The organism is Catenovulum sp. SX2 (assembly GCF_052056295.1).
Taxonomy (GTDB): domain Bacteria; phylum Pseudomonadota; class Gammaproteobacteria; order Enterobacterales; family Alteromonadaceae; genus Catenovulum.
Window position 1 is genome coordinate 2,628,195 of the sequence record NZ_CP182493.1, and the last position, 22,377, is coordinate 2,650,571.

Here is a 22,377-nt window from a genome sequence, read left to right on the forward strand (position 1 = left end):
CTCCTAAATACCCAAGCCAAATTGTTTAGCTTGGGTAAGTTAAATGGCTACATATTAAAACGTAAACCTAAACTAAATTGACGACCCGTATGGTTGTATTCACGCATTAGGTTCATGCTGCCGTCACCTGTCATATACAGTCTTGAATACTCGTCGGTTAGGTTGATAATTTCGAACGAAACCGTCATGTTTTCAGTAATGTTATAGAAGGATGAAAAATCTACATGAGTTGGGCCAGTTGCCGCACTTTGCGCATTGCCGGTAAAACCTGGTACTTCTAAGAAATAATCATCACGACTATTCACTGAGATACGACCACCAAAGTCTTCTTCTTCATAATAAAAGGTAAAGTTGTACGAGTTTTCTGACACACCAACTAACTCACCCGAATGTACTTTGGTGTAGTTGGCAACAATACCTGTATTGCTTAATAAACCGGGTAAAAAGTTTAGCGGTTGTTGATAGATAAGCTCGATACCATTGATGTCGGTGCCTTTGCCATTACCCGAAGAAAAATGGGTGTATGCTTTGGTATAAGGGTCTACTGAAATGCGCGGATCAAAGTTTGGATCGGCTTCAATCGCTGGGTAATAAACTGGATCAATCAATTTATCTTCTTGGGTGCTGCGAATATAAGTTTCGATATCTTTATAGAATAAAGTTGCCCCGAATAAAGCTTCTTCGTCAAAGTACCATTCAAGCGCTAAATCAAAATTGTTGGATACATAAGGATTCAGTTTTGGGTTACCAACTGTGGCAAAACCTTCAATATATCTAAAGGTAGGTTTGCCCGGGCTTAATTTAGTTAAGCTTGGACGTGTCATAGAGCGGGTAATACCTAAACGGACAATTAAGTCGTCCATGGCTTCTAAAGCTAGATTCATCGCCGGTAAAAAGTTGCTGTAATCGTGTTCAACTTCAATTGGTAGAACTTTGCCATCAACTTCCACATAACCTGTTGATGTGGTGCTGGTATCAACCATACGCACACCAAAGTTTGCGTCTAACAACATACCTGCTACTTCAAACTGGCTGGTTAAATCTATATAGGCGGCGAGCGTTTCTTCGACAATTTCATAACCATTGGCAGGTAATAAATTCCAACCATCTTTGCCGGTTGTTTCACTAATTTTTTGATTAACTTTGTCAAAATCAGCCACTATAAACGGAAAGGTGTAGCCATCAAAACCTTCACCAAAGTCGGCTTCGGGAAAGTCTTCTGTGAAGCCTTCGGCGCTGTCGAGTGATAAAGCGGGAATATTATAAAAGCTGACATCTATACTGCGGTCGTTGTAGGCCAAACCGGTTTTTATTGTTACTTCGTCAGCTGCGTAAATTAGGTCTAGTTTACCGGTTAAATTGCGTTTTTCTGTTTCACCTGCGCCATCAAACGAGCTTAAGTTGTATTGTGACGGATCATTAAAATCGTAGAAGTATGTAACTTCTGGCGCATTGGCATTTTTAGAAAAGTCGAAAGCAAATTTATGCGTATCAAGTGTATCCATGATGTGGCGGAATTCTTCGCGGCGCAAGTTAGCTTCGGCTAAACCTAACATAGCGTTCACTTGCAAGCGGTCGGTTAGGTGAAATTCACCCGACAGTGAATATTGATCAAAATCTGATTTTGCATAGGTTTGGCGGCTTTCAATTCGGCCGGTTAAACCATCGTATAAACCTGCTTCTACCTGTTTGCCATTTTCGTGTACTGTCACTTCAAGTGCTGTTAATTGGTCAAAGTAGTTGCGATACATTTCGTAAAAGTTATAAAAAGCGCGATCGTTTTCTAACTCTGAATGCAAATAATCAAAGGTAATTTCAATATCATCGGTTGGTGCCCACTGTAATGCTGTGGTAATACCAATACGCTCTTGTTCATTTCCAAAGAAGTCTGGGCGAGGCAGTCTAGGTGTATATAAACAGTTAATTGCATTGACTGATTGACCATTTAATTGGCAATCATTATTGGCTGGCGTGCCGTTAACAACTAGATCAGGTGAGTCGATATAAGTCATGCCATTGACCACAGGTGTTTGCCAGCCAACTGTACCAAAACCTTCTTGGTTGACGTTACGGGTGGAAAAAGCCACTGATAATAAAGCGCCAAAAGTATCATCGGCAAAGGTATTGGAAACTAATAAAGCGACACGTGGGTCAACTGAATCTGACAACTCACTGTAGTTGCCTTGTAGTGATGCAGCCGCATGAAAGCCGCGGTTGTCAAAAGGTTTAGCAGAATAAAGGTCAACAGTACCGGCAATACCACCTTCTTCAATTGCTGCCGTTGGTGATTTTTGAATATCTACTCGGTTAAATAACTCAGAAGCGAACATATTAAATTCGAACGCACGACCACCATTTAGCGCACTAACGGATGAGTCTAACTCATCTGTTATTGCTGGAATTTCCATACCGTTTAAGGTGGTACGGGTAAAATCTGGCCCTAAACCACGCAAGGTAATACGGCGGCCTTCACCCCCTTCACGGCTAATTGCAACACCTGGTACACGTTGTAGTGACTCGGCGATATTTTGATCTGGGAATTTACCTATGTCTTCTGCCGAAATCGACTCAAGTGCATTTACCGATGCACGTTTAGTGAGTAGCGATTTGTTTAGCGAGCTACGAAAACCTTTTACTTGAATAACTTCGGTAGAGTCTTGTGCTTCTGTTTGTTCTTGTGCGTTAGCTTGAGTTGCACTTACGCCCATTAATGCAGCGATTACACCTGAATATATTTTAGTTTTGTTCATTGTGGTTGTTTCTCTTGGCTGTTTATTGCTATTGAGAATAAGCCGACCACTATCATCAATTTCTGCTGTTAACCCAGTATTACTGAGTAACAAGGTTAATGCTTGCTCCGCAGTATATTGCCCTTGCACAGGGTTGGTTGTAATACCTTGTAGCTCATTTGCTTTTACTGCAAAAGTAACATCTGCTTGTTCGGCAAACTGCAAAAACGATGTAACGGCTTGTCCTCGTTCAATTGCAAAATCAATTAACTTTAGCTGTTGGGCAAAACTTGCAGGTGATGCCAGTACGCCAGCTAAAATTAACCATTTGGCATGGCGGCAAAAAATATATTTTTGCTCGCACATACAGCTACAACGAATCAAAATTAAAAAAATACGTACAAAAATTTTAAATAAATTTAAACTTTTTTGACCAAATACATTTGTCTTAGCACAAGATGTCTTGTCTAATTCTTTGATAAATAATAAAAATGTATTTAAATTTAATTCTTTCATAATTGGTCGAAAAAAGTCACTTTCAGTCAATCTTTGTCGATGTTACCATTGTTTAAGCTTAGTTTGCATAACAAATTATCTACAACTATTTGTAAGTAGTTTTTGTGAGCTGCTGCGTTATACCAATATGACCCCAATTAGGTGTTGTGGATGAAAACAAACTCAAATCAGCCAATTAATCTATTAAATAGAGTGCGCAGTAAACTCAAGCGTTTTGTTGGTGCTATTGTGCCGCCCGACGAAGTAGAAGACATAGTGCAAGATACCTATGTAAAAATATGGCAGCAGCACAATAAACAACAAGATGAAGTGAATCAGAGTTATGTATTTACCGTGGCGAAAAACCTCGCGATAGATTATTTACGCAAACCGAATGTTAAACACCATCAAGCGGTTGAAGATGAAGCTGAATTTGGCGCATCAAATGCCGATGCAAACTTTAACCAGTTAGAAGCCGACCGAAAATTTGTTTCTTTTTGTCAGGCTGTGCAGCAATTACCTCCACAATGTCGCAAAGTATTTGTAATGAAAAAAGTATATGGCATGAAAATTAAAGAAATTGCCGAAGAATTAAATTTAAGCCCACGCACAGTTGAAGTGCAGCTACAACGTGGATACGTCAAATTTCAGTATTTAGTGGAGCAAGCAAATGGACACAAATAATAATGTGGTTTCGCTGGCTAGCCGCACACAAATTTTAGATGAAGCTGCATTGTGGGTGATTAGACAAGAAGAAGGTTTGACTGCAGAGCAACAACAGCAATTTGACTTGTGGATAGCGCAATCTGCGCTGCATCGCCAGTTGTATCAACAAATTGAGCAGCCGATTGCTGAAGCTGAAATGTTAGCGAGTTTGGCGGATATTTTCCCTTATCAAAAACAGCAGGCACAAAAAGCTTGGTTTAGTCAGTTACCTGTTTGGTCGCTGCCAAGTGTATTGCTGTTGGTGTTATCTGTTGTGCTGTGGCCAAGTATGTCACCTTGGCTGTTGGGCACAAATGCCACTCCACTAGTTGCAGTACAACAGCAAAACTACAATCAGAGTTTTCAAACCCAAGTGGGACAGCAACAACAAATTAAACTGCCCGATGGCTCAAAATTATTAATTAATACCTTGTCGCAAGTACAAGTTGTTTATAACAGTGTTAAGCGTTTTATCTATTTAGAGCAAGGCGAACTGCACATTGATGTTGCGCATAATCCCAAATGGCCGTTAGAGGTTATAGCTGCAGGCAAAGTATTAACCGCGGTTGGCACAGCCTTTAACGTGGTATTAGCCGATGGTAAACAAGTTGAATTGATAGTCACAGACGGCAAAGTAGGTGTCGCAACTGAAAAATTCAGCCCACCTGTATTAGTTCGCAAAGGTGAAAAAGCGCTGATTGCTTCGGACAAAGATGAAAAAGTATCTGTGGAAAAAAGCGTGATGCCACAGCAACAATTGTCGGATCAGCTGTCATGGCAGAGTGGCACTTTAACTTTTAGTGGTGAATCTTTAGCACAAGTGACCAAAGAGTTAAGCCGTTACACAGGTTATCAATTCAGTTTTGCCGAAGATAGTTTAAAACAAACACAAATTGTCGCGCGCTTAAAAGTAACAGAGTTAGACGACATCTTAACTATGCTGAATAACAACTTTGATGTGCAAGCAAATTATATCAGCGACAAACATATTCAACTGACGTTAAAGGATAATTAATGCAGTACAAAAAACACATTGCTGCGGCTTTGTTAAGCTGTGCCGCTTATTCGGCGCACGCTGCAGAGCCAATTGTTCAGCGCTTTAATGCTGATCCTTCACCGCATGTATTTGCAGATAAAGTGTATGTATACGCAACTGATGATCAATCCAACTCAGGTACGTATTGGGATTCAACCGTATGGCGTGCTTATTCCTCTGCCGATTTAACTAGCTGGCAAGATCACGGCAGCTTTTTATCGGTTGATGTTTTTAAATGGGCTGCGAAAGACGCCAAAGCTTGGGCACCCGAAATGGCCGAGCGCAATGGTAAATATTATTTTTATGCGCCAGTTGGCGGCGACAAAATTGGCGTGGCTGTAGCGGACAATCCACTTGGCCCATTTAAAGATGCTATAGGCGCGCCGCTGATAGATAAAGCGCTAGATGCCAATGCAGGTGACGAACCTATAGATCCTATGGTGTTTATTGATAATACAGGCGAAACCTATTTGTATTTTGGTACGCGTGTGCCAAAAGTCGTGCGCTTAAATCCAGATATGCGCAGTTTAGCTGGGCCGATTTTAGATGTGAAAATTACTAACTTCCCAGCAAGTGATAACAAGAAAAAATACGGTGAAGCGCCTTTTGTGCATAAAAAACACGGCCAATATTATTTCACTTTTTCGACAGGTTGGCCGGGACAAATTGTTTATGCAACTGGCAAACACCCAATGGGACCTTTTGAATATCAAGAAGTGATTTTGGATTATTTGGATATCAGCACAAATCACCAAGCCATAATCGAATTTAACGGCCAGTCGTGGTTTTTCTATCACGACAATTTATTGCCAGGTGGGGGTAGCCATAAAAGGTCAATTACTTATGCGCCGTTGCATTATGGAAAAGATGGCAAAATTAAGCCTGTATCTAAATAACTGTAATTGAGAAGATTAAAGTAAGGGAAAAGAAACAAGGATAAGCCACTGACTTATCCTTGTTGTGTAAATTACAGTGCAAACTAGCGTGCTGCGGTTTGCATACTTTCTGCTTGCTCAGTTGTTAAGCTTTTTAACTCAGCAAATTGAGTGTCTTTAAAGTTTTCACCTCGGTATTGCACGGCAAACTGTTCATGTTGGCCTTGTAAAATTAACGATTGATAAGTCGCCATTAAACTTTGTTTAGTCACTTGTTTTAACGCGGCTACAAGATTATCTCTACTATCAAATTGCCAATTGTGCTGATACCAGTCACCCGCAAATGCTTGATATTCTTTGCGAATGTCTGTTGGTTTTTGTTCAACTTGTTGAATAATCGCGCTTATGGTTTGGCTTATGGTTTGTTCAGGCAGCTTGGCTAATTCAGGCTCAAATGCTTGAGTAAAATCAATTATTTTATTGTACAAACTAGCTAAATCAGTGTTGTTGCTTTGCACAAAAAACATTTGAGTTGGGTAGTCGTGAATTTTTAGCGCTTGGCTGTTTACACCATAACCAAGCTGTTGTTGAGTACGCAAACTATTAAAAAATGCTGGGTGCATATATTGGTTTAAAACCGTTAAATTCGCTAGGGTTTGGTCACTTTTGTCTGGTGCGATAAAACCGAGTAACAATACAACGTCGTTGGCGGTAACAGATTCAGTAACACTCACTTGTTTACCAAGTGTTGGTTTGAAATTGTTGTTATTATTTGGTTTTTCTCCAGTCGGTTCACCCATTGCTTGACGTGCTGCTTGGGCTAATTCAACTAATTGGCTTTTTGGCATATTGCTTAACGACAATACATTCAGCTGGCCTTGCAACATTTGTTTATGGAATTTTTGCATATCAGTCAAAGTTAAACTTTCTAGCGCTGTTATAGTTTCAGTTGGTGTGAATAGGTCGGCATATAGTTGATAAGTCAGACGCCATTTAGCAAAGGTTTGTTGAGCCGGAGGGCGTTTCTCCATATCTTTGTAACCTTTGAGGTAACGCGCTTTAATATCATCAAATGTTGTTTGGCTGATCTGCAATTGGTTAAACTCAGTGAATAGCTGGGTTAAATATTTTTGTTGTACTGCCAATGGCCCGTCTAACAATATTTGACTATAGCCATTTGGATTGCCTGATACAGCTATATGCAAGGTATCCATTAATTTGGCATTTTCTGCTGTAGTTCGAGTTTGTTTTTGTAATAACTCAGTCAACATGGCATTCATCAGCAAGTTTTTCGCGGATGCGCGGGTGAGCGGGGATTCAATAGAAGCTGTGGTGATTGCTTTATCTTCATCGGCAAAATATTGGCTGGTGGCCAAATACACTTCTAAACCTTTTTCACTGTGTACAGCTGTTGGTTTTTGATAATTTTTTTGCTGAGTTTGTTGCACCAACTGTTCACTTTGTTGCGGCAATTGCGCTGCTGGTAACTGTAAATTAACCGCTAACTCAGCAACAGGTTGAAACACGGGCAAAGTTTCTATCGAATATTTATGTTTGGCATAAGGTATTTGTTGGTCGGCAGTAACATTTTTACCAATATTATTGATAAGCATATTTTCAGGCGTCACTTGTGCCAAAATTTGTTCTGCTTGTTGTTTATCAAACCCAAGGTAAAACTGGTTGGGCATTAATACATATTTGGCTTCATGCTCTAACATGGTTTGCGACAGTTTGGGCGCAAAATGTTGTGGGGCTGTATCACTAAAACGCTGACGTTGTTTTGCCAAAATATGTTCGTATTCAGCAATATAATCAGCGGTTAGCGCTTGCTGTTTGATTATGTCGATATAACTAAATAGGGCCGAAACGACCTGGTTTTTATCTGCTGCGCCTTTGTCAGTTAAATTAAAATGACACTGTAATCGACCTTGGGTTTCATAAGCTTGCTCAGCATAGCTGCAGCCTGCGTCATGGGTTAACCCAGCTTTGCGTAATGAACCTAACAAAGCTGTGTCGTCATGCCTATTTAGTTGACGCATAATAAATTTACCCGCGTGGGTGTAACGTGGATAATTTTGATCATTGATTGGGAAAAACACCTGTAAAAAATCGGTATCTTGTGGAATTTGAATATTCACAGCTTTGCCCGTTTGGGTGTAAGCAAGCTCTGAGGTTTGTGGGCGATCAATATTGCGATTTTTAATTGGCGAAAAATAACTATTTGCTTTGGCTTCTAACCAATCGAGTGATTGATTACTAACAATGGCAAGCGTCATGATATTTGCAGAATAATATTGGTTATAAAAATCCCACAAAGCTTGGTTTAAACTTTTATTTGGCTGATCTTTTAATGTGGCTAAATTACCAACGTTAAACTTAGTAAAGGGGTGCTGTGGATTCATTAATTGTTTGCCAGCAATAAAGACATCAAAGCCTGGATTATTTAAATTACGATCCCATTCTGCCTGCACCGCATTGCGCTCACGCTCACTAAAGTTTTCTTCAAAAATTGGTTCGGCAATTGCCGCGGCCAAACGGTCTAATGCACCTTCTAATGCGTCTGCATTTATTTGAAATAGGTAAGTGGTATTTCGGTCAGCAGTAAAAGCATTGTGTCCACCCGCGTTAGTCGCAACATATTTGCCAAACTCATTTTCTTCAGGGTATTTTTTTGAGCTTTGGATCACCATATGCTCTAAATAGTGGGCTAATCCTAAGAAATTTTCAGGATTTTGGTTGCTGCCAACCCCAACCGACAATGACGCCGCCGCTGTTTTAACATTTGGGTCGGAAACCAGCATAACTTGTAAACCATTTTCCAAAGTTACATAGCGGTAATGGCGTTTATCTTGAATGTTTTTAACTAATACGCCATCAGTCACATATTCAGCGGGCAAACTAGCCTTGGGCTGAAAATTAGCTTGTGACACTTGGGAAAGGGTTTCATTTTGTTGGCAAGCAGCTAAACACAGAGTTATAGCACTGATTGATGCGAGCTTTGTAAAAGCAGGTGTTTTCATAAACTTCCTTGGTTTGTTAAGTCAGAGACAGCAAATACGTGCAAGACCATTCATCATCCCTGAAGGTTTAAAAATCATATTATGTAGAGTGTTGATTAAATAAAATTTGATTAGTTAAGTTTTATTTTGATTAATTGTGATTAAATTTGGTTTTATGTTAATGCAGTTAAATTGTTAATACAATGTTTTGTTTAGCAAAAAATTGTGGAGTGAGAACAGCTATAGCGCTAATTAACCGCAGCCATTGCAATGGAAAATCCGCCGATGTATTCGCCGTTTTCTAACCTAAGCAACAGGGTATTTTCGCCAGCTTTTAATTGTACTTTGAGATAAGCTTCGTCGATGCGCCAAGGTTTATGATGATATTCGCTTGACCAAATTTTCTGCTCATTTAGCCATATTTTAGATTGATCATCCGTACCTATGGCTAACCACACTTCGCGTGCGACATCTGATTTTATTGTGGTGTAGGCGTAATAAATTTCATATTCGTCTAAGCCTATTGGAATAATAAATACATCGTCATATTGTTGATATTGCCATTTGAGTGGACGTTGATCTTTGCCTAAATAAATCGCACCAAGATCAACTTTATGCTCAGGTGGAAATTGTGTATCTATCTGCTCACGCTTTTTATTGTCAAATGGGCCAATTACGTACCAAGTATCTAACCTTAACCAAGGTGAGGTATTGCTGGCATTCATCGCGCTTTTTACCAGTTTTCGCCCTAGTGGTTGGGTTTGGTCTATATGTATTTTGGGGCCTGTATGCTGCAATGCATCGTTGGCTTTAGGCTGATTGTCAAAACGATATGCATAACCAACTTTATCTATCAGCTGTTGCAGAGCAAAAGCATATTGATTGTCAGTTTGTTGATTGCCAGCCAATGCGGCAGAGTTGCCTGCTTGCTGCCGTTGAGCGTCAGCAGTTAGTTGCTGAAAAATCTCTCGCGCTTGTTGTTGGTTCTGTTCTACTTTGGCAAGTAATTGCTCGTCGCTTAAACCTTGTTGTGTATCTAGCTGCTGGTTATTTGTTGCGGCTGTTTTTGCTGGGTCGTCAGTTTGAGTTGCCGTTGCACTTGATTGCGACTCTTGTTCTCCTGCTAGGTTTGCTAATTTCTCCTCTACAACTTGTTGCTGTTGTTGTTTTATTGCTGCTAATACTTGTTCTGATTCTTGATACAGCTCTTGGGCTGTCATTTGCTCGAAATCAGATGTGTCGCTCGCTTGTTCTTCGTCTCGTTCTGTCGCTAGTCCGGGATTTTGCAATTGATCCATTTGTGTCAACAAGGATTCTAACTCACGCATTTCGGCAACTTTGTCGGCGATGGATTGTCGATAGGCTTGGCGGGTGTATTCAATCGCTTCTATTCGTTGTTGCTGAATATGTTGATCAGGCAAAAAATATTCTAGGTTGTAACCAATCACAATCGCCAACACAAGATGCCATTGTACCGAGCTTACCCAGAAGTTTTGTGGTTTGTTCTCGGCTGTGTTTTCCGCATTATTGATTCGCACGGGCGCGAACTCCAATATTGGTTAATCCTTCAAATTCGCATAAATCCAACAAATAAACTAGGTATTGTAGTGGGGTGTTTTTATCACCATCTATTCGTACCTGACGCTGCGGATTCGCTTGCGCTTGCTGTTTTATTGCTTGATGTAGCTGTTTAACATCCACTCTTTTCCCGGCTAAATAATATTTTCCGTGGCGATCTACGCCGAGTACAAATGGGTCGTTTAGCACTGTTAGTGGAGACAATGCAGCTTTAGATTCGGGTAAAGATATATTCAGTTGTTGAACCTCATCCTGTTGCTGCTCTTTCTTGTCAAAAGTTGTTGCGACTAAAAAGAAAATTAACAACAAAAATATGCAGTCGAGTAGTGGTGCTAAATTAGGTTCAATATTTTCTTTATCACCTAAATTAACGCGCATCTAAGTGTTCCTTGTTGGAGAACCAGTCGCTGATAAAGTTACTCACTTGTTCTTCAAGTTCTAAACTGTATAAGGTTATTTTGCTTTTAAAATAATGATGAAAACCCATGGCTGGTAAGGCAACAAATAAACCTGCTGCTGTGGTAAACAAAGCTTTGTAAATACCGTCGGCCAGTATGCTCGCATCACCAATTGCGCCTGTGGCTGCAACTATATAAAAAGCCTCTATCATGCCAACTACTGTACCCAATAAACCGGCGAGTGGCGCTATGGTGGCAACAACTGCAAGTGGGTATATTTTTTCTAGGTGTTTTCTAAACTCTAACGAAGCAACATCTCCAGCGCCGTTCGATACAAGTTCAAAACCATGATGCCTATGTTTATTTACGTAAGACAAGGTATTGGCTAAGGTGCTGGCGTTGTCTGCGCATACTTGCTGAATTTGTTGATGTTCGCCGCCATGCCATAAATCATTTATTTGGCTGAGCAGTTGTTTGGGCACTATGTTTTTACGGCTAAAGTGTTTAAATCTTTCTAACACCACAGCTAAGGTTAACAGAGATAAACCAACTATAATTGCGCCTGAGATCCCGAATAGACTAGCTATGTCCATCACAGACATATCTGCTGCCGAAAAAGGTATAAAAGAAAGTATACAGAAGGTGCGTATAGCAAAAATGCGCATGCAACAGTCCTTGTCATAAATTTGTTATTAATAATACTATTTGGTGAGTGTACCTAAATTAAATAAATTCGCCAAGAGGAGTTATATACGATAAATCAATCTCTTGGGTGCAATATTAGCGCCTTAGCGCCACGTCGATAAAGTTATTTTATTGGTTAGTTTACGGCAGAACAAAGATGAGGATTTAATTTATCAGTAATAAGCTTGGTTACTTAGTCAATTAGGGATAATTATCCATATAACCGGGTAATTATCAGGAAAATTATCCCTAAATTGGTTTAGCTAAATTTAACTCAGTTTCCAAACACAGGTTCAATCACAAAGCCATATTTGTAGTGCGCACTCGGTATTTGATATTGCACATGTGGTAGTGCGCCCCATGAGTTATCACCACCAACACCCATTTGTTTTAAGTCTATATTCACATTTACTAAGTCGCGAATTGGTACTTCTTGGCCGTGCAGGTGAATTTCGCGGCGTTCGTGATCTAAGTCGCTGTCTAACATAGGCAAAGCGCTAATGCTTAAATATTGTTTACCGGCAATTCGAATGCCTAAACCTTGTTTATTGACTAAGGTAAACCAGCGTACATCGGTTTTATTGCCGGTTTCTTGTGGGCGCGAATAGTCGTGGTATTGCTCGTCAACGTGTGCTTGGTATAACCCAACTGCTGCACTTGTATTGCGGTCTACATAGTTTTCGTGTGGGCCGCGGCCAAACCAACTAAATTGTTTAAAGTCACCGGCTAGCTGCATTTGCATACCTACTTTTGGCAACATAGGCATAGCCCATTTTTGTGGAGCGAATTCTGCGGTTACTTCTATGCGGCCACTGCCATCAACTAAATATTCGGTAAAGAATAACGCGCTGTTGTCTCCCATTTTATGCACCGTCTTCACTTGAACTAAATTCGCATTCAGTTGTTGTACATCTATGCTTTCTAGCACTTGCTGTTCACTAGCTTGTTTCCATAGGGCTAATTTATTGTGTAAACGCGCACCGTGGTCGTTATCTGTGGTGACACGCCAAGTGTTTGCACGTAAACCTTGTTGAATAACTTGTTGGCCGTCAATTGTATAACTACTAATGCGCCCTGATGTTTTATCAAAAGAGAGTGCAAAGTGTGCGCTGCTTAAATTAACTTGTTGTTCAGTCTGTTTAAGTTGCACTGCCACAGGTTTTGCTTGGCCGAAATTAAACTGGCTCGGCGTTAAAGCAAATTGTTCCCAAGCGACTACTTGGTCTTTGTTTATAAAGGCAATTTTGTTTGCTTTGGCTTTAGCGCGAATGGTTAAGTGGTATTCAGCATCGTCAGCAAATGCATGTTTAGCCGCTGGTAGTTTAAATACTTGTTTATCACCCGCTGCGGCTTTTATGCCTTTGATCTCAGCTTGTTCAACTAATTCACCATTTTTGAATAGTTGCCAGTCGTAGCTGAAATTGTCTGCGCCAATAAAGTTATGTTTATTGTCGATTACAAATAAATTTTGTTTCAGGTCAACCGCTGCAAAATACAAAGGTTGATAGACTTTTTTCAGCTCATGCGCGTGTGGGTTTAATGTGCGATCTGACTGAATAACCCCATTGGCTAAAAAGTTGTCTGAATCTGGGCGTGGGCTTTCACCAAAATCACCACCATAAGCCATAATTTGTTGGCCTTGCTCATTGGTTTTAAACAAGGTTTGGTCAACCCAATCCCAAACAAAGCCACCTTGTAGTTGTGGATATTGATAAATTAAATTCCAATATTCTTGCAAATTACCCATGCTGTTACCCATAGCATGGGCGTATTCTGCTTGGATCATAGGTTGTTGTGGATTGCTGCGTGCCCAATCTTCCATTTCATATAAAAAGTCGTACATTGGCGTATAAATGTCGACGTATTCAAGCGGCGAGTGACCATCTACCGTACCCCAACCACCGTAGGTTACTGGGCGACTTGCATCGTTTAATTTGATCCACTCAGCGGCTTTTTCAAATGCTGTACCGAAACCAGCTTCGTTGCCTAATGACCACAAAATAATTGATGGATGGTTTTTATCGCGCTCTACCATGCGTTGCACACGATCTACGTGGGCGGCAAGCCATTCCGGTTTATAACCTAAAAAGTGTTGTTGTTGCACTTCGCTGTTGTTGATGCCTTTGCCGTTACCAATTTGCATATATTCGTGCGATTCAATGTTAGCTTCATCTAATACGTAAATACCGTATTTGTCGCATAACTCATACCAGCGAGGGTCGTTCGGGTAATGTGAAGTTCGCACTGCATTTACATTAAGATTTTTCATTATCTCAATGTCTTTAATCATACCCGCCAAACTTAAGGTTTTGCCCGTTACTGGATCATGCTCATGGCGGTTTACACCACGAATAGTTACAGCTTTGCCGTTGACTAAAAACTGACCATGCTGCATTTTTAAGTTGCGAAAACCAATCGCTTGTTGAATGTGTTGTTGCTGGCCATTGATATTGGCAGCAATTTTGAGTTGATATAGTTTAGGTGTTTCAGCAGACCATGGCTGGATATTGTTAATTGTTCCGGCAATATCTAATGTTTGTTGTGCGCTAATTGGCCCTGAGTATTTTTTGCTGAAAACTTCTTTATTGCCGTCAAACACTGACACTTCAATTTGGCTAACCGCGGCTTTGCCTGCAAAATCTAATGCTAGGTTAAATACACCGTTTTTATAGGTCGAGTCTAAATCTGCCGTTACTGTATAGTCAGCTATATGATTTTCTGGTGTTGCATACACAAATACTTCGCGGTCGATACCACTTAAACTCCAGGCATCTTGGTCTTCTAAATAACTGCCGTCAGACCAACGGTAAACCTCAACTGCAATTTTGTTTTCGCCACTGGTTACATATTGGCTGATATCAAATTCAGCCGGTAATTTGGAGCCTTGGCTATAACCAACTTTTTTGCCATTTACCCAAACATACATAGCTGAGTTAACCGCACCAAAGTGTAAAACCACTTTTTGTTGTTGCCAGTTTTGCGGCAATTCAAAGGTTTTTATATAGGAGCCAACTGGATTGTAATCGTGTGGAATAAATGGCTGATTAGCCGGAAACACATAATCTATATTTACGTAGTGTGGTGTACCAAAGCCTTGCAGTTCCCAATTGCTCGGTACTTGTATTTGTGCCCATTGGCTGTGATCAAAATTGTTTTGCCAAAAGTCGGCAGGGCGGTCAGCTGGTTTTTTGACAAAGTTAAAATACCAATCGCCATTTAATGATAAAAAATTGTTGGATGCTTGGCGTTGGTTTTTATCGGCTAACTCTGCTGATTCAAAAGCAAAAAAGGTTGCGCGTGCCGGTAATTTATTTTGCGCGAATATTTGTGGGTTTTCCCACTCAACCGCTGTGGTTTGTGCGGATTTGTTCGAGGCTGAACTCGCAGTTGGATCTGTTGTACCACAGGCTGTGCAAATAAGTGCAATTGCGCTAACTAAGCTGTTGCGTGCAAAAGTTTTAGATGTTTTAAGCTGGTTTTTTTTTGATTGAAGCAGCATGTTAATTATCCATTTAGGTAAACGTTTAACTTGTTGGTTTAATTGTTACATAAATACAACTAAATTCACATAAGTAATACTATTTTTATCAGAGTTACTTGACGCTTTTTGCAAAAAATTCTTTTAAATTAACTCATAAAAGTCATAAATTATTAATAATAATCACTATCAATCTTATTTGATCTTATTTTGATCATTTATTACACTTGCTAGGCGGTCATTAATGTTAATTAATGGTTAATGGCTTGCTTACATACAACATAAGTAAGGATCTAATAATGATTAAGACACTAACAAAAATCCTGCCAGTTGCACTGGCTGGGTTATCTATGCTTTGGCATAGCGCTGCGTTTGCAGATGCTGAAGTAACACGTAATTCTGATGGCTCTTGGTTAGCTCGGGTAGATGGGGTTTCAGTTTACCAAGGTAGCCGTTATTTTGATGCGATAAATGCGGCTGCGAATAATATGGGCGCGGGCACTATTAATATTCGTAACTCAGGTGATAGTGGCCCAGATGGCGACAATGTTTATTCTATTCGTCCACAATCAGGTCAAACCCTCGACTTTCATGGTCATCAAGTCAATGCCAATGGCGGTGATTTAGTTGTGCCTGTGTATTGTGATCGCCGCAACAATATTACTGTGCGCAACATGCATGTGGTTGGTAATCCTAGATATGGTGTGTGGTTTAGAGGTTGTTCGAATATTACCTTTGAAAACATCACTATGGATTTAAGCCAGCACTCTTCAGTTGGTTTAGGTATTCGTGTAGACGCATCAACCGGAGCTTCTTCTAACTTAACCATTACTGGCAATATTAATATTAATGGCTCTACTGGCCACGGTATTGAAACTTATGGGGTAGACGGTTTCACTATTGGTGATGTTACAGTAACCAATTCGGGTGGTTGTGGTTTGTTATTAAACGACTCGCGTAATGGTACTGTGGGCAACGTGGTTGGCCACTACAACAACTGGGGTGGCGGTTATGCAACCTTTAGGGTTGCTAATGGCAATGGCCCAAATGTTACGGTAAACAGTGTTTATTCGCGTAACTCAGGTCGTGGTTTCTTTAGTGTTAGTGATAGCCATGGCACTACAGTTAACTATGTAGATATTGATACGACTTGGTCGCAAGGTATCTTTTTAGAAGATGCATCAAACACCCATGTATTAGGTGGTAGCGTTTCAAATGGTAACCCTAACTGTCAGTTAGTTCGTACCGATTCTTCAAGCATTAATGTATCGGGTTGTGATCCTGTTGGTACAACACCAGGTGGTGGCTCAAGCAACAATGGTACAGTTAATGGCACCTACCGCATTATGCCTGTGCACAGTGGTAAAGCAGTTGATGTGGCAGCTTGTGGTGCCAACAGTGGTACTAATATTCAACAATGGTCTTGGTTAAATAACGATTGCCAAAAATTTATCATTCAACCTGTGGATGGCATTTGGCACAGAATTTCACCAGTGCGTGCACCTAACTTGGGGATAGATATTGATTCAGGGTCTTCTAGCAATGGTGCAAATGCTATGTTGTGGAATTATTGGGGTGGACAAAATCAACAATTCCGTTTCCAAAGTGCTGGTAGTGGCAAATGGCGCATTATTAATCGCACCAGTGAAAAGTGTTTAGATGTTGAAGCTATCTCAAGCGCAGATGGTGCCAACATTGTTCAGTGGGATTGTATTGCTGGCAATAATAATCAAATTTTTGAATTGATTAGTCAGTAAGTCTAGTCGCTGATATTTGAGCTTACAGTTTTGGTATATTACAAACGTTTCATTTCGGAAAGTTTGCTTGTTTTAAATTAGATAAAATACCGCAATCTTTTATTTTCCGGTTTGCCGAACATGAGTTTGCCATTTTATTTAAGCTCGCTTTCAGTGCGTTCAACTCTTCTATTTTCGCCGTAATCTGTTCTATGTGTTCATTAATTATGGCGTTTACACTGTCGCAGCTTTGTTCCGGTGTTTCTCTGCTTTCTAACAAATACGAAATTTCTTGGATTGACATGTCATGGGCTCGACATTGTTTAATGAAGATGAGTTGTTCTAACGTCTCTTGCGAGTAAATACGGTAATTACCTTCAGTTCGATTTGGCTGCTCAAGTAAACCTTTGCGCTCATAGAAGCGAATGGTTTGAACACTACACCCGGTTATATCTGCTATCTCGCCAATCTTCATAATGATAAAAATTTATTTGACCCTATACCAAGTATAGACTTTATAGTTAGGTTATTAAATAAATTACTAGGAATGATTTATGAGCGGATGTGGTTGTGAAGTTGAATTAAAAGATGCACAACAAAAAATTGTGCTTTATTGGTTGCTCGGCATTAATGCCATTATGTTCATCGCTGAGATAACTGTAGGTCTATATGCCAATTCGACAGCCTTGATAGCAGATTCTATGGATATGCTTGCTGATGCAATTGTCTATGGTATTGCTCTATATGCAGTAAGTAGAACATTAAAACATAAAGCCAATGCTGCTCTTATTAGTGGCTATTTTCAGCTAACGCTTGGTTTATTGATTATCTTTGACATAGCAAGAAGAATACTCGGAGAAGGTGAACCACACTCTTGGTTTATGATCGGCTTTGGTTTTATCGCATTAATAGCGAACGTCATTTGTTTAGTTTTAATAAGGAAGCATAACAATGGTGAAGTGCATATGCGTGCAAGCTGGATATTTTCAGCCAACGATGTAATTGCAAATATGGGGGTTATTGCTGCTGGTGTTCTGGTGATGCTACTTGATTCGCGTTGGCCTGATATTGTAATTGGTAGTGTCATTGCCATGTTAATTTTAAGAGGCGCTTATCTAATTATTACTGATGCGAAGAAAGAACTTAGCAATGTTGAATCAACAAGCGAAAGTAGTAGCTGTAGCGGGAGCAAATCAAAATCATGTTCTTGATGGAGAGTGGCAATGAGTGTCCATTATTTAGAAAAAACACAAATATTAGACTTTGATGATCACAATATTCAATCATTGATAGCTGAGCGTAATTGGCAAGCCTTGGATGATTACAACAAGATAGGTGAAGCTTACACATTTGTTAAAGACGAGATTCAATTCGGTTATAACCGTAGTGACGATATAGCCGCAAGTGAAGTTTTGGCTGATGGCTATGGGCAGTGCAATACCAAGGGAAACTTGTTGATGGCTCTATTACGGGCACTTGGTATTCAATGCCGATTTCATGGTTTTACGATTGATCAACAACTTCAAAAAGGTGCTATTCCCGCTTATGTATTTTGGCTTGCACCTAAATATATTATCCATAGTTGGGTAGAAGTCTTATTTAATGGTGAATGGCTCGATTTAGAAGGCTTTATTCTGGATGAAACCTACTTAAGTGCAATTCAATCCAAATTCAGTCAAACAAAAGAGAGTTTCTGTGGCTATGGTATTGCTACTACCTGCTTAGCAAAGCCAGAGACTGAATGGACAGGAACAAATACTTATATCCAAAAGGAAGGCATACACGATGACTTTGGCATTTATGACTCACCCGATGAATTCTATGCTGAGCAAGGAACCAATCTAACTGGGATTAAACGAAGGGCGTACCAAAACTTTATCCGTTATATCATTAATTGGAATGTTCAAAGGCTTAGAGGACAAAATGTAAATGCCGAGGCTCAACATGCATAGTCATTCTCACGGTCATAATCACTCTCATAATGATGAAGGCGCTTCAAAACGGATTGGCTGGGCATTTTTTCTAAACTTAACATTTACCATAGTCGAGTTTATCGGTGGTTGGTTAACCAATAGTACGGCGATTATGGCTGATGCAATCCATGATTTAGGGGATAGTATTTCCATAGGTATGTCATGGGTTTTAAATAAGCTGAGTAACAAACCAGCGTCTAACCGATTTTCATACGGCTACAAGAGGTTTTCACTACTTGGCGCCCTGATTAATGGTTTAGTGCTCACTGTTGGTTCCATATTTATACTAATAGAGGCCATACCAAGACTCGCCAACCCTGAAATGCCGCAAGTAGAGGGAATGCTTTTATTGGCAATTTTTGGCATGCTGGTAAATGGTTACGCTGCCTATAAGCTAAGTCACGGAAAAACACTCAATGAACGAGTGTTAAACTGGCACTTGCTTGAAGATGTATTAGGTTGGGTCGCTATATTTGTTGTTTCGATAATCCTGATGTTTGTTGACTGGCCTATACTTGATCCCATTTTGTCGATTTGTTTCACACTTTTTATATTGTTTAATGTACTCGGGACATTGAAATCGACTCTTATGCTGTTTTTGCAAGCTGCGCCAGATATTGAGCTTATTGAAAGCATAAAATCAAGAGTGCTATCAAAATCCATTGTCGGTGAAGTGCATCACCTGCATATTTGGTCATTAGATGGTGAAAACAATGTTTTAACCGCTCATATTGTTTTAAATACAGAAATATCAAATGAAGAACTGAAAGCGTACAAGCTAGAGTTACGGCATGAACTTAAAGAGTTTGATTTTGCTCATACTACAATTGAAATTGAGTTTCTAGATGAGCAATGTCGTGACGCCAGCCATTAGATAGTGGTAGTATTTGCATAACTAAGTGATAATTAAAACGAAATGAATATTAACCGACTTCCTGCACACATTATGATTTTACTGATATTACTTCAGTCATTTTCTGCTGTGGCTAAACTTGCGGATATTCATGTTTTTGATTCTGAACACATAAAAACCCAGCATATTCATGCTTTAGATGACCACCCTGCCTCTGCACAATCGACACAAACAGGTGAGAATGGCCAGCATAACCATGCTGATTGCCATCATTGCGGACACTGCAATGGTTCACATGTACAATTTGCCGCGCTAATCTACATTAGTAAAAACTTACACTTTAAAATAAACCATTTCTTTGACTACTTGAAGATAGTTATTGAAGCCCCAATTTCTCAACTACTTCGCCCTCCCAAAATAAGTCCTTTTATTTAATTGGCGCGATAGGCAATCAGCCTTCGCTCGTTTCATAAAAATAAACAGGACAAAATATGAATTGGTCTTATTTTAAGACTACCGTGAATGTTTTGAAAAAAACAATACGGTTGTCTGTGTTGTCATTTATTGTGACAACTAATATCGCTTTTGCTAATGATTTATATCTTGAATCAGTTTCATTATCAGATGCGATACAACGAACGCTTGCAAATAACCCACAGTTAACAGCGTTTGAATATAAACAAAAGCGTTTAGACGGCGAATTAGTCACCGCAGAGCTAAAACCTGAATATAACTTCGGTGTTGAATTGGAAAACTTTGCAGGCACAGGTGACGTATCTGGACTTAGCGACGCTGAATTAACCTTGTCGATATCTTCCGTTGTAGAGCTGGGCGATAAGGTAAATAGCAGAAAGTTTTATGTTAACGCGCAAAAGCAAGCTATTGCTGTTGAAGAAAGAATACAAACACTCGATATTTTGGGTGAGGTAACAACCCGATATATCGATGTTTTGACCTTACAGCAAGTTATGCTTGTTAATGAAAATGCAGAAAAGCTAGCACTAGAAATCTATCAAGCGGTCTCAAAAAAAGTTCGTGTTGGGGCAGCACCAACATCAGAGCAAAAACGCGCAGAAGCCGCACTGGCAAACGCTAGGTTAAAAACGCTAACCATATCCAAGCAGCTAGAGGCTAGCCTGCGTAAATTAGCGATTATGTGGGGAGAGCCGTCACCGCAATTCTCTAGTGTCTCAGGCGATTTATTTGCATTCCCTAAAATAAAATCGCTCGAATATATTATGGCTCAACTTTCTCAAAGCCCATATATATCGGCTTATGCTGAGCAGTCAAGAGTTCAACAGGCTCAATTGCAATTAATCAACACACAAAGCAAGGCCAATATAACTTGGAGCGCAGGTATAAAAAGGCTTGAAGGCAGCAACGACACAGCCTTGGTTGCAGGGGTTAGCGTCCCTCTATTCTCGAGTGATAGAAATAGGGGAAACTATCAATCCCAAAAAGCAAAATTGAGCGAAGTGGAACAGCAACAGAAAGCGGCAGAACGAGCGCTATATAGTCAATTAGCTATGTTCTATGTAGCACAGGAAGAAGCCCGTCTTACGGTGGAAGCATTACAAACCAACATAATTCCACCGCAAGAAGAGGCGTTGGCATTAGTGCAAAAAGCCTATTCGGACGGGCGCTTTAGTTATTTGGAGTTAGTTTCAGTGCAAAAAGAGCTTATTGATATGCAATACGCACTTATTTTCGCAGCAAGTGATGTACACAAGCAAAGTGTGGCCATTGAGGCACTATCAGGCATTCCTTTAATTTCTTCCAGTAATACAGCAAGCCAACTTTCAAGCTTTAGCGAGAATTAATCATGAAAACAATCAAAATATTAAAATTACCAGTCAGCCTTATCAAATTAATGTTTGTTGTTGTGATTGGTTTTACCACCATTACTACTTGGGCTACTGAACCCTATGAACATGGACAAAACAACGAACAGCACGAGGAACATGCCCACAAGCATGAAGAACATAGTCACCAAAGTGGAGATGCAAAGCATGGAGATGAACACGCGGATGAGTTCGTAACCATGTCTGCTGAAATGGCGAAAAAAAATGGTATTGAAACCACCATTGTTACCAGCGGAGTTATTCGTGACGAAGAAATTTTATATGGGAAAATAGTTGCCGACCCAGCCTCACTTGCGCATGTCAACGCAAGGTTCCCTGGTGTTATTAAGGAAATCAAAGCCAATATCGGCGATGAAGTTAAAAAAGGCGAAATCCTTGTCATGATTGAATCCAATGAGAGCCTAAATCAATATTCGATAAAAGCACCAATGTCTGGACGTGTAGTCGCTAGGCAAGCAAATATTGGCGAACTGACAAATGGGGAAAACTTGCTGACAATAGCTAACTTTGACGTGGTTTGGGCACAACTGTCGGTATTTCCGAACCAGCTTAGCAAAATTAGCGACAAGCAACAGGTTCTAATTCAAAGCACTGAATTTAATCAAAGTGCGCACATTAGCTATTTAACGCCATCTCTAAACAACAAGCCTTATTCGTTGGCATTTGTAAAGTTAAATAACAAAACGAACAACTGGCCACTTGGCGCTTCAATTAAAGGGGCGGTTACAACCAATCAACACTCTACTCCAGTTGTTGTGCCAAAAGAAGCCATTCAAGAGTTTGAAGGCAATGATGTTGTTTTTATTAAAGAGGGCAATGAATACCATCCTAACCCAGTTAAAACTGGCGCTTCAGACGCTATCAATATAGCGATCATCGAGGGTTTAAAGGTCGGTGAAAGTGTGGTTGTAAAGAACAGCTATCTGCTAGTTGCTGATCTAAAAAAATCGGAGGCTGGACATGAACACTAACCTCC

Annotated in this window: 17 protein-coding genes; 10 read left to right on the plus strand and 7 right to left on the minus strand. The window is 40.0% G+C overall.

Annotated features, from left to right (window positions below; all coding sequences use genetic code 11):
- Positions 1-47: 47 nt before the first annotated feature.
- On the minus strand, positions 48-3,245 hold the full coding sequence (locus tag ACMZOO_RS11035) for a TonB-dependent receptor (protein ID WP_440903394.1): 3,198 nt from the start codon (positions 3,243-3,245) through the stop codon (positions 48-50).
- Between the two features lie 150 nt (positions 3,246-3,395).
- Here ACMZOO_RS11035 and ACMZOO_RS11040 point away from each other — a divergent pair, with 150 nt between their 5' ends.
- From ACMZOO_RS11040 to ACMZOO_RS11050, 3 genes are read left to right on the plus strand one after another with little or no spacing between them, the layout of a single operon-like run.
- Entirely contained in the window at positions 3,396-3,908 is a 513-nt protein-coding gene (locus ACMZOO_RS11040; RefSeq protein WP_440903395.1) for an RNA polymerase sigma factor, read from the plus strand.
- Positions 3,895-4,944 (plus strand): FecR family protein, encoded by a 1,050-nt coding sequence (locus tag ACMZOO_RS11045; RefSeq protein WP_440903396.1) that lies wholly within the window; start codon positions 3,895-3,897, stop codon positions 4,942-4,944. The genes ACMZOO_RS11040 and ACMZOO_RS11045 overlap by 14 nt, the downstream gene beginning before the upstream one ends.
- Positions 4,944-5,861, plus strand: a complete 918-nt coding sequence (locus ACMZOO_RS11050; protein WP_440903397.1) for a family 43 glycosylhydrolase — start codon at positions 4,944-4,946, stop codon at positions 5,859-5,861. The genes ACMZOO_RS11045 and ACMZOO_RS11050 overlap by 1 nt, the downstream gene beginning before the upstream one ends.
- A gap of 83 nt (positions 5,862-5,944) precedes the next feature.
- On the opposite strand, the gene ACMZOO_RS11055 is transcribed toward ACMZOO_RS11050, so the two are convergent.
- The 5 genes from ACMZOO_RS11055 to ACMZOO_RS11075 form a co-directional block, all read right to left on the minus strand.
- On the minus strand, positions 5,945-8,860 hold the full coding sequence (locus tag ACMZOO_RS11055; RefSeq protein WP_440903398.1) for an insulinase family protein: 2,916 nt from the start codon (positions 8,858-8,860) through the stop codon (positions 5,945-5,947).
- Between the two features lie 227 nt (positions 8,861-9,087).
- Positions 9,088-10,377, minus strand: coding sequence for a hypothetical protein (locus tag ACMZOO_RS11060; protein WP_440903399.1), 1,290 nt, complete (start codon positions 10,375-10,377; stop codon positions 9,088-9,090).
- Positions 10,364-10,795, minus strand: coding sequence for an ExbD/TolR family protein (locus tag ACMZOO_RS11065; RefSeq protein ID WP_440903400.1), 432 nt, complete (start codon positions 10,793-10,795; stop codon positions 10,364-10,366). Before ACMZOO_RS11065 ends, ACMZOO_RS11060 begins: the two co-directional genes overlap by 14 nt.
- Positions 10,785-11,480, minus strand: coding sequence for a MotA/TolQ/ExbB proton channel family protein (locus ACMZOO_RS11070; protein ID WP_440903401.1), 696 nt, complete (start codon positions 11,478-11,480; stop codon positions 10,785-10,787). The genes ACMZOO_RS11065 and ACMZOO_RS11070 overlap by 11 nt, the downstream gene beginning before the upstream one ends.
- Before the next feature lie 293 nt (positions 11,481-11,773).
- Positions 11,774-14,998 carry a glycoside hydrolase family 2 TIM barrel-domain containing protein gene (locus tag ACMZOO_RS11075; protein ID WP_440903402.1) on the minus strand — a complete coding sequence of 1,075 codons (3,225 nt, stop codon included), beginning with the start codon at positions 14,996-14,998 and terminating at the stop codon, positions 11,774-11,776.
- A 278-nt stretch (positions 14,999-15,276) separates the two neighbouring features.
- Between ACMZOO_RS11075 and ACMZOO_RS11080 the strand changes: the two genes are divergently transcribed.
- Positions 15,277-16,734 carry an RICIN domain-containing protein gene (locus ACMZOO_RS11080; RefSeq protein WP_440903403.1) on the plus strand — a complete coding sequence of 486 codons (1,458 nt, stop codon included), beginning with the start codon at positions 15,277-15,279 and terminating at the stop codon, positions 16,732-16,734.
- A gap of 49 nt (positions 16,735-16,783) precedes the next feature.
- On the opposite strand, the gene cadR is transcribed toward ACMZOO_RS11080, so the two are convergent.
- On the minus strand, positions 16,784-17,188 hold the full coding sequence (gene cadR, locus ACMZOO_RS11085) for a Cd(II)/Pb(II)-responsive transcriptional regulator (RefSeq protein ID WP_440903404.1): 405 nt from the start codon (positions 17,186-17,188) through the stop codon (positions 16,784-16,786).
- 79 nt (positions 17,189-17,267) lie between these two features.
- Here cadR and ACMZOO_RS11090 point away from each other — a divergent pair, with 79 nt between their 5' ends.
- From ACMZOO_RS11090 to ACMZOO_RS11115, 6 genes are all read left to right on the plus strand, one after another.
- Positions 17,268-17,924, plus strand: coding sequence for a cation transporter (locus ACMZOO_RS11090; RefSeq protein WP_440903405.1), 657 nt, complete (start codon positions 17,268-17,270; stop codon positions 17,922-17,924).
- Between the two features lie 12 nt (positions 17,925-17,936).
- The gene (locus ACMZOO_RS11095) at positions 17,937-18,665 is read left to right on the plus strand and encodes a transglutaminase-like domain-containing protein (RefSeq protein ID WP_440903406.1); all 729 of its coding nucleotides are present in this window, start codon (positions 17,937-17,939) and stop codon (positions 18,663-18,665) included.
- Positions 18,658-19,560 carry a cation diffusion facilitator family transporter gene (locus tag ACMZOO_RS11100; RefSeq protein ID WP_440903407.1) on the plus strand — a complete coding sequence of 301 codons (903 nt, stop codon included), beginning with the start codon at positions 18,658-18,660 and terminating at the stop codon, positions 19,558-19,560. The genes ACMZOO_RS11095 and ACMZOO_RS11100 overlap by 8 nt, the downstream gene beginning before the upstream one ends.
- Positions 19,561-19,632: 72 nt before the next feature.
- On the plus strand, positions 19,633-19,974 hold the full coding sequence (locus ACMZOO_RS11105; protein ID WP_440903408.1) for a hypothetical protein: 342 nt from the start codon (positions 19,633-19,635) through the stop codon (positions 19,972-19,974).
- A 56-nt stretch (positions 19,975-20,030) separates the two neighbouring features.
- The gene (locus ACMZOO_RS11110; RefSeq protein ID WP_440903409.1) at positions 20,031-21,359 is read left to right on the plus strand and encodes a TolC family protein; all 1,329 of its coding nucleotides are present in this window, start codon (positions 20,031-20,033) and stop codon (positions 21,357-21,359) included.
- A gap of 2 nt (positions 21,360-21,361) precedes the next feature.
- Positions 21,362-22,372: an efflux RND transporter periplasmic adaptor subunit gene (locus ACMZOO_RS11115; protein ID WP_440903410.1), complete on the plus strand. Its 1,011-nt coding sequence runs from the start codon at positions 21,362-21,364 to the stop codon at positions 22,370-22,372.
- Positions 22,373-22,377 lie beyond the last annotated feature (5 nt).